Annotated in this window: 17 protein-coding genes; 12 read left to right on the forward strand and 5 right to left on the reverse strand. The window is 73.7% G+C overall.

The window, feature by feature from the left end:
• Nucleotides 1–23: 23 nt before the first annotated feature.
• The 3 genes from BF93_RS01680 to BF93_RS01690 all read left to right on the forward strand — a co-directional run bounded on the left by BF93_RS01680 (nucleotide 24) and on the right by BF93_RS01690 (nucleotide 1754).
• Nucleotides 24–287 carry a phosphoribosyl-ATP diphosphatase gene (locus BF93_RS01680; RefSeq protein WP_038370185.1) on the forward strand — a complete coding sequence of 88 codons (264 nt, stop codon included), beginning with the start codon at nucleotides 24–26 and terminating at the stop codon, nucleotides 285–287.
• 131 nt (nucleotides 288–418) lie between these two features.
• Nucleotides 419–1276, forward strand: coding sequence for an ATP phosphoribosyltransferase (gene hisG / locus BF93_RS01685; RefSeq protein WP_038370186.1), 858 nt, complete (start codon nucleotides 419–421; stop codon nucleotides 1274–1276).
• A gap of 4 nt (nucleotides 1277–1280) precedes the next feature.
• Nucleotides 1281–1754, forward strand: coding sequence for a PH domain-containing protein (locus tag BF93_RS01690; protein ID WP_038370187.1), 474 nt, complete (start codon nucleotides 1281–1283; stop codon nucleotides 1752–1754).
• Between the two features lie 81 nt (nucleotides 1755–1835).
• Here BF93_RS01690 and BF93_RS01695 read toward each other — a convergent pair whose 3' ends face one another.
• Nucleotides 1836–2954, reverse strand: a complete 1119-nt coding sequence (locus BF93_RS01695) for a DUF3866 family protein (RefSeq protein WP_156954007.1) — start codon at nucleotides 2952–2954, stop codon at nucleotides 1836–1838.
• 82 nt (nucleotides 2955–3036) lie between these two features.
• Here BF93_RS01695 and BF93_RS01700 point away from each other — a divergent pair, with 82 nt between their 5' ends.
• The 9 genes from BF93_RS01700 to BF93_RS01740 all read left to right on the forward strand — a co-directional run bounded on the left by BF93_RS01700 (nucleotide 3037) and on the right by BF93_RS01740 (nucleotide 14276).
• Entirely contained in the window at nucleotides 3037–5106 is a 2070-nt protein-coding gene (locus BF93_RS01700; RefSeq protein WP_232226147.1) for a helix-turn-helix transcriptional regulator, read from the forward strand.
• Between the two features lie 128 nt (nucleotides 5107–5234).
• Nucleotides 5235–5537, forward strand: a complete 303-nt coding sequence (gene tatA / locus BF93_RS01705) for a Sec-independent protein translocase subunit TatA (RefSeq protein ID WP_038370190.1) — start codon at nucleotides 5235–5237, stop codon at nucleotides 5535–5537.
• 79 nt (nucleotides 5538–5616) lie between these two features.
• Complete coding sequence (gene tatC / locus BF93_RS01710; protein WP_232226148.1) at nucleotides 5617–6528, forward strand: twin-arginine translocase subunit TatC; 912 nt, start codon at nucleotides 5617–5619, stop codon at nucleotides 6526–6528.
• The gene (locus tag BF93_RS01715) at nucleotides 6525–7469 is read left to right on the forward strand and encodes a diacylglycerol/lipid kinase family protein (RefSeq protein WP_038370192.1); all 945 of its coding nucleotides are present in this window, start codon (nucleotides 6525–6527) and stop codon (nucleotides 7467–7469) included. The genes tatC and BF93_RS01715 overlap by 4 nt, the downstream gene beginning before the upstream one ends.
• The gene (locus BF93_RS01720; protein ID WP_038370193.1) at nucleotides 7466–10426 is read left to right on the forward strand and encodes a DEAD/DEAH box helicase; all 2961 of its coding nucleotides are present in this window, start codon (nucleotides 7466–7468) and stop codon (nucleotides 10424–10426) included. Before BF93_RS01715 ends, BF93_RS01720 begins: the two co-directional genes overlap by 4 nt.
• A 35-nt stretch (nucleotides 10427–10461) precedes the next feature.
• On the forward strand, nucleotides 10462–11205 hold the full coding sequence (locus tag BF93_RS01725; RefSeq protein WP_038370195.1) for a hypothetical protein: 744 nt from the start codon (nucleotides 10462–10464) through the stop codon (nucleotides 11203–11205).
• A complete protein-coding gene (lnt, locus tag BF93_RS01730) occupies nucleotides 11202–12878 on the forward strand; it encodes an apolipoprotein N-acyltransferase (protein WP_051486391.1) in 1677 nt (558 codons plus the stop codon). The genes BF93_RS01725 and lnt overlap by 4 nt, the downstream gene beginning before the upstream one ends.
• Before the next feature lie 49 nt (nucleotides 12879–12927).
• The gene (locus BF93_RS01735) at nucleotides 12928–13671 is read left to right on the forward strand and encodes a polyprenol monophosphomannose synthase (RefSeq protein WP_038370196.1); all 744 of its coding nucleotides are present in this window, start codon (nucleotides 12928–12930) and stop codon (nucleotides 13669–13671) included.
• Nucleotides 13672–13718: 47 nt separating this feature from the next.
• Complete coding sequence (locus BF93_RS01740; protein WP_038370197.1) at nucleotides 13719–14276, forward strand: FxsA family protein; 558 nt, start codon at nucleotides 13719–13721, stop codon at nucleotides 14274–14276.
• A gap of 74 nt (nucleotides 14277–14350) precedes the next feature.
• Here the strand turns inward: BF93_RS01740 and BF93_RS01745 are convergent, their stop codons facing one another.
• The 4 genes from BF93_RS01745 to BF93_RS01760 all read right to left on the reverse strand — a co-directional run bounded on the left by BF93_RS01745 (nucleotide 14351) and on the right by BF93_RS01760 (nucleotide 17053).
• Complete coding sequence (locus BF93_RS01745; protein WP_038370198.1) at nucleotides 14351–14707, reverse strand: RNA polymerase-binding protein RbpA; 357 nt, start codon at nucleotides 14705–14707, stop codon at nucleotides 14351–14353.
• A 168-nt stretch (nucleotides 14708–14875) separates the two neighbouring features.
• Nucleotides 14876–15718 (reverse strand): glycerophosphodiester phosphodiesterase family protein, encoded by an 843-nt coding sequence (locus tag BF93_RS01750; RefSeq protein WP_038370199.1) that lies wholly within the window; start codon nucleotides 15716–15718, stop codon nucleotides 14876–14878.
• Nucleotides 15690–16673, reverse strand: a complete 984-nt coding sequence (locus BF93_RS01755; RefSeq protein ID WP_038370200.1) for an SURF1 family cytochrome oxidase biogenesis protein — start codon at nucleotides 16671–16673, stop codon at nucleotides 15690–15692. The genes BF93_RS01750 and BF93_RS01755 overlap by 29 nt, the downstream gene beginning before the upstream one ends.
• Complete coding sequence (locus BF93_RS01760; RefSeq protein WP_232226149.1) at nucleotides 16670–17053, reverse strand: hypothetical protein; 384 nt, start codon at nucleotides 17051–17053, stop codon at nucleotides 16670–16672. Before BF93_RS01760 ends, BF93_RS01755 begins: the two co-directional genes overlap by 4 nt.
• Nucleotides 17054–17081: the final 28 nt, after the last annotated feature.

The raw sequence follows: 17081 nt of genomic DNA on the forward strand, positions 1-17081 counted from the left end.
TCGCGGACCGCTAGGCTGACCGGGTGAAGGATTTCGAGACGCTGTACGCCGAGCTCACCGAGAAGGCCCGCACCCGACCGGAGGGATCCGGGACGGTCGCCGAGCTGGACTCCGGGGTGCACGGCATCGGCAAGAAGATCGTCGAGGAGGCTGCCGAGGTCTGGATGGCCTGCGAGCACGAGACCCATGACGACGCCGCGCTGGAGATCTCCCAGCTGCTGTACCACACGCAGGTGATGATGGTCGCCAAGGGCATCTCCCTCGAGGACGTCTACCGCAAGCTCTGAGCGCCGCCCGCGAACCGCCACCGCGTCCGCCCTCCCGTCCCGGACTCCTCCGCATCGGCCCCGACCCGGCCCCCTCAGCATCGGACCCCCGCCCGCGACCTGACCGTCCGGCAACTCCCGAAGGAGCAGCTGTGCTGCGTATCGCCGTGCCCAACAAGGGCGCCCTCTCCGAGCCCGCATCGGACCTCCTGTACGAGGCCGGGTACCGTCGCCGCGGCCATCTCAAGGAGCTCGTGCTGGTGGACGAGGACAACGGCGTCGAGCTGTTCTTCCTGCGCCCGCGCGACATCGCCGTGTACGTCGGCTCGGGCACCGTGGACGTCGGCATCACCGGCCAGGACATGCTGCTGGACTCCCGCACCCCGGCCGACGAGCTGCTCGAGCTGGGCTTCGCCCGCTCGACCTTCCGCTTCGCCGCCCCCTCCGGCCAGCAGCGCGACCTGGCCTCCCTGGCCGGCGCCCGCATCGCCACCAGCTACGAGAATCTCGTCGAGGACCACCTCGCCCAGAAGGGCATCGACGCCGAGGTCGTGCACCTGGACGGCGCCGTCGAGTCGAGCATCCGCCTCGGCGTGGCCGAGGTCATCGCCGACGTCGTGGAGACCGGCACCACCCTGCGCCAGGCCGGGCTGGAGACCTTCGGGGACCCGATCATGACCAGCCAGGCGGTGCTGTTCTCCCGCCCCGGCATGGAGCTCGAGGACGACGCCCGCCGCACCCTGGACGTGCTGATCCGCCGCGTGCGCAGCGTGCTGGTGGCCCGCGAGTACGTGCTCATCGACTACGACATCCCGCAGGAGAAGCTGGAGGCCGCCGTCGCGATCACCCCCGGCTTCCAGGCGCCGACGGTCTCCCCGCTGCACAACGGATCCTGGTCCGCCGTGCGCTCCATGGTCGAGCGCAAGCAGGTCAACCGCGTGCTGGACGACCTCTACGACGCCGGGGCGCGCGCCATCCTCGTCACGGCCATCCAGGCCTGCCGGGTCTGAGCCGATGACGCAGGCCGCGCCGGAGGTCGGACCCGAGGGCACGATCGTGCTGCGCCCCCGGCTGGCCCGCATCGCCGGCTTCGCGATCGGCGGCCTGGTGCTCGCCGTCAGCGTCGGCAGCGCGCTGCTGGTGGGGAGCTTCGACCTGCCCAACCGGATCATGTTCGTCGCCTTCGGGCTGGCGGTGTTCTGGTTCTGCTGGCGCGAGGCGATCGTGAAGGTCGTCGCCGAGCCCGACCGGCTGGTGGTGCGGAACCTGCTCAGCGTGCGCACCCTGGAATGGGCCGAGGTGATCGGCGTCAGCTTCCCGGCCGGCGACCCCTGGGCGCATCTCGACCTCGCCGACGGCGACACCCTGGCGACGATGGCGATCCAGCGCTCGGACGGGGAGCGCGCCCTGGCCGATGCCCGGCTGCTGGCCCGGCTGGTGCGCGAGCGCGGCGAGGCCCACCCCTCGCAGGAGCCGCCGGCGCTCTGAGGCCGATGGGCCTCGGCAGGCCGCAGGCCGCCGGGGGCTCGTCGGGCGCCGAGGTTGCGCGGGGCCCGGGAGCGGGACTCCTCAGACGATGAGCGATGCCGCCGCTCGACCGGCCAGCGCGCCGTACACGAACGAGGCCGGATCCTCCTCGAGCCCGCGCCCCATCGTGGACAGGCGCACCGGCAGGGCCTGCAGCGCCGCCAGCAGCCCGTCGTCGGGGACCTCCACCAGCTCGTGGACGAGGCCCCGGCGCGCGGCCTGCTCGATGATGAGCTGCTCGACCTGCGCCGTCACCTGGGCGTGGAAGACCCAGTCCCCGGCACGGCGCGGCGCGAGCACGGGGAACCGCGCGGGGACCAGGGTCATCCGCCCGTAGGCCGTCGCGCTGTGGTGGGACAGGCCGCGGTGCCGGGCCCGCTCGTCGGCCTCGGAGACCCGCAGGGCGCCGATCGGCGCCCCGCCCAGGACGCCGGCGGCGTTGAGCACGTCCCCGGCCTGGACGCCGGAGAAGCCCCAGCCGGTGCCGGTGCCCAGGTTGCCCGGGCCCTGGATGACCACGGCGACATCGGCCTCGAGCACATGCCGGGCCCCCAGCAGCGCCGAGTGCACGGTCACCGCCTCGAGATCCCCGCCGAAGGCCTGCCCGGCGGTGACGGAAGCCGTGACCAGGCCGCGCTCGCGCAGTGCGGCGAGGGTGCGCGAGTAGGCCGCCGGCAGCGCCGCGCCGTCGGTCATCACGTAGACGATCCGGGCCGAGGGCGCCTCCGCACGGATCCCCGCGACGATCGGGGCGAGCGAGGAGTGCAGATCCGCGACCACCACCGGCATGCCCTCGACGTCGCGGGCATGGGAGATCCGGGCATAGTGCGGGCTCGCCGGATCGTCCAGGGCGTCGACCATCGTCTGCATCGGCGTGTAGCGCAGCTTCATCATGTGGCCGGCGATCTCCGCGGCGTCGGGGGAGTCGTCCCGGCGGGAGACGACGATCGCGTCGCCGCCGGTGCCCAGCCCGCGCCGCAGCGCGTTGGTGTTCAGGTCGACCGTCTCGCCGACCTGCGGGGTCCCCACCAGCTCGGTGTACGCCAGGGCGCGCAGGGTCTCCGGGGCGCCATCGGCCCCCGTCACCTCGACCTGGAGGGAGGCCACTCCGGGCCAGCCCCTCCGATGGGCGATCACACGTCCACTCTCCCAGCGCAGCATGCCGTCAGAGTAGGCCACCTCCCTGAGGCCCGGTCTGCAGGTCGCGACGCCCGGCGGCCCTCCGCGTGGCTAAGCTGAGGCGGTGGCCTCTCGCAATGTCGAACGACTGCTCAACGTCATCATGACCATCGGCTCGCGCCCCCGGCGCGGGATCGACCGCGCGACCCTCTTCGAGGCGATCCCGGAGTACGCGGCCGCCGCGACCCAGGACGCCGCGGAGAAGATGTTCGAGCGCGACAAGACCGCGATCCGCGAGCTCGGGCTGCCGCTGCGCACCGAGCGGCACGATCTGTGGGACGAGAACATCGTCCACTACCGGCTGGACACGGATGCCGGCGGCGACGACCTGCACCTCAGCGAGGGCGAGTACACGGTGCTGCTCGCCGCCAGCCGCGCCTGGGACGATGCGGCCGCCGGGGGAGCGGCCCGCCGGGTGCGCTCGAAGCTCCTGAGCCAGGGCCTGGACGCCGACACGGACCTGCTGCGGCGCACGCCCCGCGGCTCCGTCGAGTCCCTGCCCGTGCTCACCCCGCTGCTGGAGGCGGTCAGCACCGGCAGCCGCGTCTCCTTCGCGTACCGCTCCGCCCGCGGGGAGCGCACCGATCGCACGGTCGAGCCGTGGGTCGTCGGCGTGCACGAGGGGCACTGGTACGTGCTGGGCCACGACCTGGCCCGCGAGGGGACCCGCGTGTTCAAGGCCTCGCGCATCGAGTCGTTCCCGCGGATCGGCGGGCCGATCAGCCATCCCCGCGAGGAGGGGATGACCCTGGAGACGGCGCTGGCCGGCATGACCGCGCACGAGGACCGGGCTCGAGCCCGCCTGCGGATCGAGCCGTACAAGGCGCTGGCCCTGCGCGATGCCGCCGGCGCCTCGCTGCGGGCCCGCGAGGTCGAGCTGCCGGCCATGCCGCGCTCCGCGGCGCTGCGGCAGGTGCGCGCCAACGCCCGCTGGATCACCCTGGTCGACCCTCCTGCCTGGCGGGACGCGCTGGCCTCCGCCTATGCGGAGATCGCCCGGCTGCACACCGGGCAGGCCGACCTCGCGAGGATCGAGGACGCGCCCGTGCGCAGGCCCGCCGCGATCCGTCGCTCCACCAGCGGCGCCGACCACCTCTCGCGCCTGGTCAGCCTCGCCTCCTACGTGCTCTCGCGCGGGGAGGTCGAGGTCTCCCAGCTCGCGGAGGATTTCGGCATCTCGCAGAAGGAGCTCATCGCCGACCTGCAGATCCTGTTCGTCTGCGGAGACTTCGCGACCGGCTGGGAGCAGGACCTCATCGAGGTCACCTGGGAGGACGGCTTCGTGCGGGTCCGCAACGCCGACGCCCTGCGTCGCGCGCTCAGCCTCACCGCCGCGGAGGCCACGGCCCTGCTGGCCGGGCTCGCGGCCCTCGAACCGGTCGCCGGGGAGGAGGCGGAGCTGGTCGCCTCGGCCCGCGCCAAGCTCCTCGCGCGACTGGGCACCGCGGCCCCGGGGGAGGACGAGGCGGAGCCGCCGACCGATGCCGCCGCGTCCCCCGTCACGGATCCGGCGGCCGACGGCGCCTCCGACGGCGCCCCGAAGGTCGAGCTCTCCCGCAGCGAGCAGATCCTCGACGCGCTGCACCGGGCGATCCGGGAGGACCGCCCGGTCGTCATCCGCTACTCGCCGCCGGATCGTTCGGGAACCTCCGTCCGCAGCGTCGCGCCGCGGCAGGTGGAGTCCTCCGCCGGGCGCTCGTACCTCAGGGCGGACTGCGCCCTCGCGCAGGACGAGCGGCTGTTCCGCCTGGACCGGATCGCCGAGATCCTGCCGGAGGGGACGCCCCAGCATCGGGACGACGGCGCCGCCGCCGACGCGGATCCCGGCCCCGGGAGCCGGCCCGGATCCGAGGCCCGGGGCAGCGGCGGGCGCCTCGAGGAGGACGCCTGGGTGCGGCTGGAGGGACCGGCCATGTGGATCGCCGAGGCGTTCGCGGCCGCCGAGCTGCGCGATGCCCCGGGCGGCGGGACCCTCGCCCGTCTCGCGACGCCGGTGCTGGGCGCTCTCGTGGACGCGGTGATGGAGGCGGCCGGCGCCGCCGAGGTGCTCGCCCCGGCATCGCTGAGAGACCTGATCGTGACCACAGCCGAGCAGGCCGGTGCGCGTCACACCGGCGTCGAGGCGATAGGCTGATCCCCGCCTCCCGCGCCCGGGCGGGCGCGGCACCGGTGTCCGCATCGCGTGCCGTCGGCCGCCTTCCAGGTCGCTGTGGGACCATGCTGAGGCCGTGACTTCCCGGCCCTGTCGAAAGGACCATCTCCATGGGTGCACTCAAGCCCTGGCACATCGTCGTTCTCGTGCTTCTCGTGCTGCTGCTGTTCGGCGCGGGCAAGCTCCCGAGCCTCGCGCGCAACCTGGGCAAGTCCATGCGCATCTTCAAGACGGAGGTCGAGGAGCTGCGAGGGGACGACAAGCCGGACGAGGACGATGAGGACGATCGTCCCCGTCGCCGCGTCGAGGACCGCGACACCCGCCCGGCGCGCGAGTTCGATCCCCGCGAGGAGCCCCGCGCCGAGGGCCAGCCCGTCGATCCCCGGCGCGACGACGACTACCGTCGCGACTGAGCCCTCCGGGCACATCATCTGACCTTGAGAGGTCCGGGTGCAGTCGCCCGGACCTCTCGCGGACGAAGGAAGACCGCACGTGGCGAGCTCATCGCAACCGAAGGACTCGGCGAAGACCAAGCGCCGGAAGAGGGACCCCGAGGGCCGCATGGCGCTCGGGGAGCATCTGGCTGAGCTCCGCAACCGGCTGATGTGGTGCGCGGGCACCGTGCTCGTCATGTCCATCGTCGGCTGGTTCCTCTATGAGTGGGTTCTCGGTCACCTCCAGGCGCCGATCCAGCTCGCGAAAGAGGAGTACGGCCTCGAGAACCTCTCGGTCAACTTCAAGTCTGCCGGGGCGCCGCTGAACGTCAAGCTCCAGATCTCGGCATACATCGGGCTCATCCTGTCCGCTCCCATGTTCCTCTACCAGGTGTGGTCGTTCGTCATGCCCGGGCTCCACAAGAACGAGCGTCGGTACGCGCTGGGCTTCTTCGGAGCCGCCATCCCCCTGTTCTTCGTCGGAACCGCTGCCGGCTACTGGGTGATGCTCAAGGCCGTCCCCATTCTTCTGTCGTTCACTCCGGCAGAGGCCTCGAACGTCATCGATTTCGCCGATTATCTGCGACTGTGGATCAAGACGATGCTGGCCTTCGGCATCGCCTTCCTGATGCCCGTCGTGCTCGTTCTGCTCAACTTCCTGGGCATTCTGCCGGGCAAGACCATGCTCAAGGCATGGCGCTGGGTCACCTTCCTGTGCTTCTGCTTCACCGCCGTCATGGTCCCCACCCCGGATCCCTTCACCATGATCTTCATGGCGCTGCCGATGGTCGGCCTGTACTTCGCCGCGGTGCTCATCGGCATCATCCGCGACAAGCGGAGGAAGGAGACCGAGGACGACGGCCTCGCCGACGACGAGGCGAGCGTCATCGACGACGCCCCCGAGGACGTCGACGGTCCCTCGTCGCTCGACGACGACGAGGACGCACCGCGCCGCACGAGGCGTTCGTGAGCCGACTACGCGTGGGGCTGCTGTCGAACCCGACGGCGGCCCGGGGGGCGGCGCACCGGACGGGGCGCCAGGTCGCGCACCTGCTGCGCCTGGCCGGTCTGTCCGTGGTGGACGTCTCCGGCCCCAGCGCCCGCGTCGCACGGGCCCGTGCCGAGGAGGTCATCGACACCCTCACCGCCCTCGTCGTCGTCGGCGGTGACGGCACGGTATCCCTGGGCGCCTCCCTGGTGGCCCACACCCCGGTGCGCCTGGGCGTCGTCCCCGCCGGCAGCGGCAACGACTTCGCCCGCGCCCTGGAGCTGCCCGTCGGCTCCCCGGAGGAGTCCGTGCGCCTGCTGCTGCATGCGCTGTCCCGGCCCGTCACCGCGATCGACGCGATGGAGGTCAGCAGCAGCCAGAACCTGCCCTCGCACCGCTCCCTGGCGCTCGGGAACGTCTCCCTCGGCTTCGACGCCCTGGTCAACGCCCGCGCCAACAGCGCCGGGCGGGGCCTCGGGTCGCGGTACTCCGTCGCCCTGCTGCGCGAGCTGCCCGCCTTCTCCCCGCTGCCGTACTGGGTGGAGGTCGACGGCGAGGAGCGCTACGAGGTCGACGCCACGCTGCTGACGGTCGCCAACACCGGAGTCTTCGGCGGGGGCATCCGCTTCGTCCCGGACAGCATCGTCGACGACGGCCTGCTGGAGCTGGCGACCGTGGCCGGCGCCGGTCGCCGCGACCTGCTGCGCATGATGCCGCGCCTGCACCGGGGCACCCACGTCTGCCATCCCGCCTTCTCCACCCGGCGGGTGCGGGAGGTGACCGTCGGCCTGCGCCACGGGCGCGACGTGCGCGCCTACGCCGACGGCGAGGCGCGCGGCCTGCTGCCGGTGACCGTCCGCATCGCTCCGGGGGCCGTGCGGATCCTGGCCGATCTCGACCGACTGCGAGGAGAACCGGCGTGAGCTCCCCCTCCGAGCGCTATGCCCAGTTCGATGCGGAGCGCCGCCGCAGCCGCACCCCTCTGGGCAGCTTCCAGGCGCGCTATCCCTTCGACCTGGACCCCTTCCAGATCCGCGGCTGCGAGGCCCTGCAGGAGGGCGAGTCCGTGCTGGTGGCCGCGCCCACCGGCGCCGGCAAGACGGTCGTGGGCGAGTTCGCGGTGCACCTGGCCCTGGAGACGGGGCGCAAGGTCTTCTACACCGCCCCCATCAAGGCCCTGTCCAACCAGAAGCACGAGGAGCTCTCGGCGTGGCTGGGCCACGACCGGGTGGGACTGCTCACCGGGGATACCTCCGTGCGGCCCGATGCCGATGTGGTCGTCATGACCACCGAGGTCCTGCGCAACATGCTGTACGCCGGCTCGTCCCTCCTGGACGGGCTGGGCTTCGTCGTGATGGACGAGGTGCACTACCTCGCCGACCGCCTGCGCGGCCCGGTCTGGGAGGAGGTGATCATCCACCTCGACGAGAGCGTGCGCCTGGTCGCGCTGTCCGCGACCGTCTCCAACGCGGAGGAGTTCGGCGCCTGGATCGACGAGGTCCGCGGGACCGTGCGCGTGATCGTCTCCGAGACCCGTCCCGTGCCGCTGTGGCAGCACGTCATCGCCGGGGACGATCTGCTGGACCTCTTCGTCGACGACTCCGGCAGCCCCGTGGTCTCGCACGGTCCGGGCGCCGCCCGGGAGCGCACCGTCAACCCGGCGCTTGCGCAGACCGGAAGCACGAGCACCTCCCGGATCCGCGACGAGGACGAGGGCCGGGGCGGTCGCGGCGGACGCGGCCGGCACGGCGGGCGCGGCCGAGGGCGCGGTCACGGCACCCAGGGGCGCCACCGGCTGCGCGGCTCCCGCAGCGGCCCGCCCGATCACCGGGGCGGCTCCGATCGCCGGCCCGACCCGGGCGAGCACGGGGCCGGTCGCGGTCCTCGCCTGGGCTCGCGGCCGATGCGCCGCCCCGACGTCGTCGCCCTCCTGGACCAGCACGCCCTGCTCCCCGGCATCTTCTTCATCTTCTCGCGCGCCGGCTGCGACGCCGCCGTCCGGCAGTGCGCCCAGGCGCACCTGACGCTCACGACCCCGGAGGAGCAGCGCCGCATCCGCGCGGTGCTCGCCGAGCGCCTCGCGGTCATCGGCCACGAGGACGAGCAGATCCTGGACCTGCCGGCCTTCCGACGCGCCGCGATCAACGGCGTCGCCTCCCACCACGCGGGGATGCTCCCGCTGCTCAAGGTCCTCGTCGAGGAGCTGTTCTCCCAGGGGCTGATCAAGGCCGTGTTCGCCACCGAGACCCTGGCGCTGGGCATCAACATGCCGGCCCGCTCGGTGGTCCTCGAGAAGCTCGTGAAGTTCAACGGCACCGAGCACGCCGACCTGACCCCGGGGGAGTACACGCAGCTGACCGGCCGTGCGGGCCGCCGCGGCATCGACACCGAGGGCCATGCCGTGGTCGTGGCCGGACCGCGCTTCGACGCGGACGCGGTCGCCTCCCTCGCCTCGCGCCGCACCTACCCGCTGCGCTCCGCGTTCCGGCCCACCCCCAACATGGCGGTGAACCTGCTGGACCGCTTCGACCTGCAGCGGGCACGGGAGACGCTCGAGATGAGCTTCGCCCAGTTCCAGGCGGACCGCTCCGTGGTGGGGCTGGCCCGCAAGGCCCGCGAGACCGAGGACACCGTCCGCTCCTACCGCGAGGCCCTGCACTGCGAGCGCGGGGACGTGCTGGAGTACGTGCAGCTGACCGAGCAGATCGCCGCCCGCGAGAAGGCTCTCGCCCAGCAGCGCTCCGCCGCCGACCGCGACCGCACCCGCTCCACCCTGCGCTCCCTGCGGCGCGGGGACGTGGTCGCCATGCCCGGCGGGAAGCGCAACGGGTACGGCGTGGTGCTGGACGTGGACCGGCAGGTGCTCGAGGGCATCCGCGTCGAGGTGCTGACCCCCGACGCCCGGGTGCGGGCCGTGCATCCCGGCGACCTGCCCTCGGCCCCGGCCGTCATCGACTCCCTGAAGCTGCCGCGGCCCGAGCGGCTGGGCAGCGCCAAGGTGCGCCGTGACACCGCCAGCGCCCTGCGCCAGCTGCTGTCCGGGCACGATCCCGACCCCCGCCGCGAGGTCCGCTCCCGCGCCCCGCGCACCCCGTCGACCGCCGCCCAGGACGATGCCCTGCTGCGGCTGCGCGAGCAGCTGCGCGAGCATCCCTGCCATGACTGCCCGGAGATCGAGGCGCATCTGCGCTGGGCCGGTCGCTGGCGCAAGGCCTCCGCCCAGCTCGAGCGGGACGAGCGCCGCATCCAGGGGCGCACCTCGTCCCTCGCCCGGCAGTTCGACCACCTCGTGGATCTCCTCCTCGAGCTCGGCTATCTCGAGCTGATCGAGGACCCGGAGCCGGACCCGGCGGGCGCCGCGGACCGGCAGGCCTCGCCGGTGCCGACGCCGCGAGGGCTGCGGCTGCGCCACCTGTTCAGCGACCGCGACCTGCTCATCGCCGAATGCCTCGACCAGGGCGCCTGGGCGGATCTCGATCCCGCGGAGCTGGCCGCGATCGTCTCCGCCGCGGTCCACGACTCCCGGCGCGACGACGCCGGGTCCCCGGAGCTGCCGGCCTCGAGCCGTTTCGCGCACGTCCTGGCCCGGACCGAGGCGATCGGCGACCGGTTGCGGGCGGCCCAGGCCCGCCACGACGTCGACCTCACCACTCCGCCCGATGCCGCAGCCAGCGCGATCGTGCACCGCTGGGCGCAGGGCCGGCACTTCGCGGCCGCCATCGCCGACTCCGGGATGACCGCCGGGGACTTCGTGCGGCACTGCCGTCAGGTCGTCGACATGCTCGAGCAGCTCGCCGCCGTCGACGGCGTCGCGGCGACGGCCCGCGAGTCGGTGCGGGCGGTGCGCCGCGGCCTGGTCGCCCAGGAGTTCGACAGATGAGCACCGCCCCACCTCGTGAAGGACACCCCCGCATCATGACCGAGACCGCCTCCCTCCCCGTCCTCTACACCGGGATCGTGCTGTACAGCACGCAGGACCCGGAGGCCTCGGCGATGCTGGTCGCGGACGGCACCGTCGCGTGGATCGGTCCGGAGGACTCCGCCCTCGTGCTGCACCCGCAGGCCCGGCGCATCCGCGCCGAGGGCTGCCTGGTGACCCCGTCCTTCGTCGACGCCGCCCCCACGGCCGATGGCTCCGAGCCCGAGGCCGGCTGGCTCGAGCAGGCGCTCGCACGCGGCATCACCGCGGCGGTCCCCGGCCCCCTGGGCCCCCGCGACGGCGTCACGGTGCTGGCCCCCGCGGTGCAGAGCGCCCCCTACCTCGACCTGACCCGAGAGGGGACCGCCCTCGCCCTCGGCTCAGGGGGCCGTGCCGACGCCGCCGACCCCTGGACCTGGGTGCGCGCCCTCGCCCATGAGGGGCCGCTCGAGCAGCGCATCAGCGACCGCGCCGCCTTCCTCGCCGCGACCCGCGGCGGCCGGCGCCTGGCCGGCGCCCCCCACCCCGGGTCCCTGAACCCCGGCACGGAGGCGACCTTCGTGGTCTGGGAGCCGTGGGACCTCACCGTGCGCGGGCAGGACGAGCGCATCCAGACCTGGTCCACGGACCCGCGCTCCCGCACCCCCATGCTCCCGGACCTCACCGACGGCTCCCCGCAGGCCCTGCGCACCGTGGTCTCCGGCCGCGTCGTCCACGACCGCCTGCCGGAGCCCGCATGAGCAGCGGCGGCACCGGGCGGTCCGGCGCGACGAGCACCCGCTCGCGCGGCTCCGGCGCCGCTGACCGCTCGCGGGGCCGCTCGGCCGCGGGGGCGCGCGGATCCCGCCCGCCCCACCGGGAGGAGGCGCTGCGCCCCGTCCCCGGGGCCGTGGCCGTGCTGGTCGGCGCGGCCGGCGGGCTCGCCGCCGTCGCCGCCTTCCCGCCGTACGACCTCTGGTTCCTGCTGCCGCTGGCGATCGGGGCCCTGAGCGCGACGGCCCTGACCCGCACCGCGACCGCGACCGTGCTCGCCTCCTTCGCCTGGGGGCTGGGGTTCTTCGTGCCGCTGACCCACTGGGCGGCGACCTATGCGGGCGCGATGCCGTGGCTGGCCCTCGGCGTCTTCCAGGCGCTGTTCGCCGTCCTGTTCGCCGTGCCGGCGCGGGCGGTGCTCGTGCGCCGGGGCCTCGGCCCGGGCAGCGCGCTGGTCGTCGCGGCGCTGTGGGTGGCCGTGGAGACGCTGCGGTCCCACGCCCCCTGGGGAGGGCTGCCCTGGGGCGCCTCCGCCTTCGCCCTGGCCGACTCGCCGCTGCTGAACCTCGGCCCGTGGATCGGTACCGCGGGCCTGGCCCTGCTGTGCGCCCTGCTGGGCCTCGGGGTCCTGCGGGGAGTGCTCGCCCTGACCGGCCGCAGCCGCCGCGGGCTCGGCGGGATCGCGGGCCTGCTGCCGATCGCCGTCTCGATCACGGTCGTCGCCGCCTGCCTGCTGGTCCCGTACCCGCCGAACCCGGCCCCGGCGCAGCAGAGCACCCTGCGCGTGGCCGGCATCCAGGGGAACATGGACCCCATCGATCCGGTGGCCCTGACCATGCCCGAGGGCGTGTTCGAGAACCACCTCGCGATGAGCCACGAGGTCCTGCGGAGCGAGGGGACGGACCTCGACCTCGTCGTCTGGCCCGAGGACTCCACCAGCTGGGACCCGCGCGACGACCCCTACCGCGAGCAGGCCATCGTGGACCTCTCCGGGCAGGCCGACGCCCCCGTCATGATCGGCACCCAGACCCCCACCGAGGACGGCCGCCGCTACAACTACTCGCTGGTGTACGCCCCCGACGGCCAGGTCGTCTACCAGTACGCCAAGCGCCACCCGGTGCCCTTCGGCGAGTACATCCCCGCGCGGAGCTTCTTCCGGGCGATCACCGACAAGGTCGACATGGTCTCCTCGGACATGATCGCCGGCGAGGAGGTCGGGGTGACCGACGTCGTCGGCCCGCCGATCGGCGTGCTGATCTGCTTCGAGATCGCCTACGACAACCTCGTGCGCGACGTCGTCGACGACGGCGCCCAGATGATCGTCGTCCAGTCCAACAACGCCCTGTTCGGCGAGTCCCACGAGGCGGTCCAGCAGGTCGCCGAGGCCAAGGTGCTGGCCGTCGTCAGCGGGCGCAGCGTCGTCCACGTCTCCACGGTGGGGGAGTCGGCGATCTACGGTCCCGAGGGCCGCGAGCTCGCCCGCACCGGCCACTGGGAGCAGGGCGCCGTGGTCGCGGACGTCCCCCTGCGCACCGGAATCACCCCCGCCGTCGCCGCCGGCTGGTGGACCCCGCTGATCATCAGCGCCCTGGGCCTGGCCGGCGTCGCGGCCGCCCTGACCCGGAAGGACCGCGCGATCGCCCCGCCCGGGCGTCGCTGATCCCGCCCGCCCTGCGCCGAGCCCATCGGCCGCATCCGAGGAGAGACCCCTGAGCACGCTCGTCATCATCCCCACCTACAACGAGATCGAGGCCCTGCCGGGGACCCTCGCACGGCTGCGAGCCGCCGTCCCCGAGGCGCACGTCCTCATCGCCGACGACGCCTCCCCGGACGGCACCGGCGAGCTGGCCGACGCCCTCGCCGCGCAGGACCCGCACGTGCACGTGCTGCACCGTGCCGGCAAGGAAGGCCTGGGCCCCGCCTACATCGCCGGGTTCCGCTGGGGCTTCGAGCACGGCTACGACGTCCTCGTGGAGATGGACGCCGATGCCTCCCATCGGCCCGAGCAGCTGCCCGGGCTGCTGGAGGCGGTGCGCCGCGGCGCCGATCTCGCGATCGGGTCCCGCTGGGTGCGCGGCGGCGCCGTGCACGACTGGGCCCGCCACCGCGAGGTCCTCTCGCGGGGCGCCAACATGTATGCGCGGGTGCTGCTGGGCCTGGGCGTGCACGACGCCACCGCCGGCTTCCGGGCCTACCGCGCCGATCTCCTGCGGGAGCTGCTGGAGGCCGATGTGGCCAGCCACGGCTACTGCTTCCAGGTCGACATGACACGCCGCAGCCGCGAGGCGGGAGCGGTGATCCGGGAGGTGCCCATCGACTTCGACGAACGGCGCGAGGGGACCAGCAAGATGGACTCCTCGATCGTGGGCGAGGCGCTGCTGCGGGTCACCCAGTGGGGCGTGCAGCGCCGGGCACGGCAGCTCTCCAGGGTGCTCGGCTACCGTGGACGGTGACACCCGCCGCGGCGTCGGCGCCGCGGCACCGGCAGGAGAGTGAGCCCATGACCTCGCAGCAGAACGGAACCTCGCAGGACCCCCGTGCGCGCCGTTCCGTGCGCGGCATCCTCGTGCCGATCGCCATCCTGGTGCTGGGCCTGGCCGAGATCGCGATCCTCGTGGCGATCGGCGTGAACACCTCCCTGTGGTGGTCGGTGCTCGTGATCGTGGTCGGCTGGGTGATCGGCGTCGCCCTGCTCGTCGCCGCAGGCCAGCAGTCCTTCGTCCGCCTGAGGTCGCTGGTGCGCGCCGTCCGCGGCAGCGGGGACGTCAAGGACCATCTCAGCCGGCCCGCCTTCACGCTGCTGGCGGCGATGCTGTTCTTCTTCCCGGGCCTGATCACGGACCTGATCGCCCTGGTGCTGCTGCTGACCCCCGTGCAGCGGCGGGCCGTGCGCGCCGTGGGCCTGGGCAGCGGATCCGATGCGGCCCGCAAGGTCCTGTACCGGCGCACCAGCAGCGGCGTCATCCAGGGCGAGATCATCATCGACGCCCAGGACTCCTCGCCGCAGTCCCCGTCCCGGCCCGGCGAGGACGCACCGCCCACCATCACCCAGGGGTGAGGACGCCCCGGACGACGAAGCGCCCCGACCGGATCGGTCGGGGCGCTTCGTCGTCCAGGGCAGGGCCCGGGGCGTCAGAGCGTGCGGCTGGAGCTCTGGTGGAGCTTGCCCGAGCGCAGCAGCGCCAGACGCTGGTCCAGGAGCACCTGCAGCTCCTCCTCGCTGCGACGCTCCAGGAGCATGTCCCAGTGCGTGCGCTGCGGCTTGCCCGGCTTCTCCTCGGGCTTCTCGTGGTCGCGCAGCACGGCGGTCGCGCCGCAGCGGCACTCCCACACCGGCGGCACGTCCGCCTCGACGGAGAACGGCAGCACGATGGTGTGCCCGTTCGGGCAGTCGTAGTTGGCCTCCTGACGGGGCGCGGCCAGCACGCCGTCATCGGTCTCCATGCTGAGCGACCCCAGGCGGGTACCTCGCAGGCTTCGGCTGTTCATGCTCTCTCGCTTCCTCCCGACGGTAGGATCCGTGCACCGCACCCCGCCGAGCAGCGGGGGAGCGCACGCTCCTTCACAACGCCCTGTGCTCCAGCCCTGTTCCCGGGGGTGGCGCGGCCCTCGTCCGCCGGTCGTGCCGACGGCATGCACCACCGGATCCGGGACGGATCATGAGCGGGGCGGGGGCGCGGATTCCAGGAGCTCGGCGAGCACATCGACGCGATTGGTGATAATACCATCCACGCCGAGGCGCAGCAGGTCGCGCATCGTCCGGCGGTCGTCGATGGTCCACACGTGCACCTCGCAGCCGGCCCCGTGGGCGGCGGCGACGGTGCGCGCGGTGACGACGGGCACTCCCCGGTAGGTCGGCGGGACCTGGATCGCCCCGTAGGGCGACAGGACCCGGCGCACCGCTCCGCGCGGCGCCTCCAGGGCGCTGGCGGCGAGGAAGGCCGCGATGCCCGAGCGGGAGGGGCTGCGGGCCGGGGTGCGCCCGGTGGTCGCCCGGATCCCTGCGACGGTGCGGCGCGCGATCGAGGCGTCGAAGCTGGTCACGCAGATCCGGTCCGCGGAGCGGGTGCGGGCGACGGCGCCGACCGCGGGGACGATGCCGCGACGGTCCTTGACGTCGATGTTCACGGGCACGTCGCCGAAGGACCCCAGGACGTCCTCCAGCAGGGCGATCGGCTCGATCCCGGCCACCCGGATCCCCGGCAGGTCGGTGATGCGCAGGGTGTCCACGTGCCGATGGTCCCCGGCGACGCGCTCGAGCGTCGCGTCGTGGACCGCGAGGGCGACGCCGTCGGCCGTGGCGCGGGTGTCGGTCTCCAGCATGGTGGCGCCGGCGGCGATCGCGTCATGGAAGGCGCGCATCGTGTTCTCGGCCCCGTCCCGGGCCAGGCCCCGATGGGCGATCAGGCGCGGCCTCGCGCCCGGCAGGAACCGCGAGGCGGTCCCCGGTGCGCCGGCGCGCGCCGGCGGGTCAGCGGTCGTGCTCGTCCAGGAGCGCATCCTCTTCCTCCTCGTCTCGGGTGCGGGCGCGGGACCGGCGCGCCGGGGCCGGCCGGCCCCCGCGCGACCTCGGGATGCGGCTGCCGGCCGGCGCCGCGCCGGGTGCGCCGGGATCCCGGGGGCCGTGCGGCGGCACGTCGGCCGGATCCTCCCCATCGGCTGCGACGGTCGCGGTCGCCGCACGCTCCGCGGCCTCCGCCTCGAGGCGGTCCCGTCGCGCCCGACGGGCCCGGACGACGAGGGCCGCCGGGAAGAACAGCGCGAAGATCCACCACTGGAATGCATAGGACAGGTGCGGGCCCAGGCTCGTCTCGGGCTTCTCCAGAGGCCGGGGCCGGGCGATGTCGGTGGGTGACTCCGAGACGAGATCGCCGTAGGCCCCGGTGTGGACGGGGCCGTCCACGGGCAGCTGGTCGGCGAACTGGGCGGGGTTGACGGACTGCACCTGACCGGCCGGGTTGGTGCGATCGCCCAGCACGGGCTCCTCGGGGCGCAGGTGGGCGACCACGGTGATCTCGCCCTCGGGAATCTCGGGCTCCTCGGCCGGGGCCGACTCGACCTCGTCGGAGTCCACCCACCCGCGCACGATCAGCACCGTGCCGTCGGCCGTCTCGAAGGGCACCAGCTGCCAGAAGCCCACGGCGGCGCCCAGAGGGCGGTTGCGGACGTAGAGCACGCAGCCCGGTTCGGTGCAGTAATGGCCGGTCAGCTCGACGGGGGTCCAGTCCTGGGCCGCGGTGAGCTGGGAGTCGGGCGCGGGGAGCAGATCGCGCAGCTGAGCCGGCGGGGCGTCGTAGTTGGCGCGGATCGTCGCGGCGACCTCGCGCTTGCTCTCGAAGCGATGCCACTGCCACACCCCGAGGCCGATGCACAGCGCGACAGCCACGAGGATCGCGGTGACCGCGAGGATCGCATCACGGAGCGGACTGCGCGGGGAGTCGTCCCGGGGCGTCATGCTCCGTGCACGGCGTCGATCGCCGGGACGGGCGCTGCCGGTGCGCTGAAGGCCGCATCGGCGCTGGAGCGGCTGGGCAGGTCATGGACCGCGAAGTCCGCCAGGCGGACGAACAGGACCGCCGTCGCGGCGGCCAGCAGGAATCCGAGGGCGGTCACGGTGATCGTCACCGCCAGCCGCAGCCGCGGGCGCTCGCGGCGCTCCTTCTCCGGTCCGAAGCCGAAGTCCTCGGCCTCGAGATGGTTCTGGGACCACATTCCTGGGTTGAGCACCGTGACAGGGTAGTCCTGGACCCTGGGCCGCGGTCGGGCGCCGCTGGCGGGGACGTCCTCGGACTCCAGCAGCGGCCCGCCGACGTCGTGGACCTGCTCGGCGGGCACCCAGGTCCGCCACCCGGCAGGGACGGGA

The sequence above is a fragment of the Brachybacterium phenoliresistens genome (assembly GCF_000576425.1).
Taxonomy (GTDB): Bacteria; Actinomycetota; Actinomycetes; order Actinomycetales; family Dermabacteraceae; genus Brachybacterium; species Brachybacterium phenoliresistens.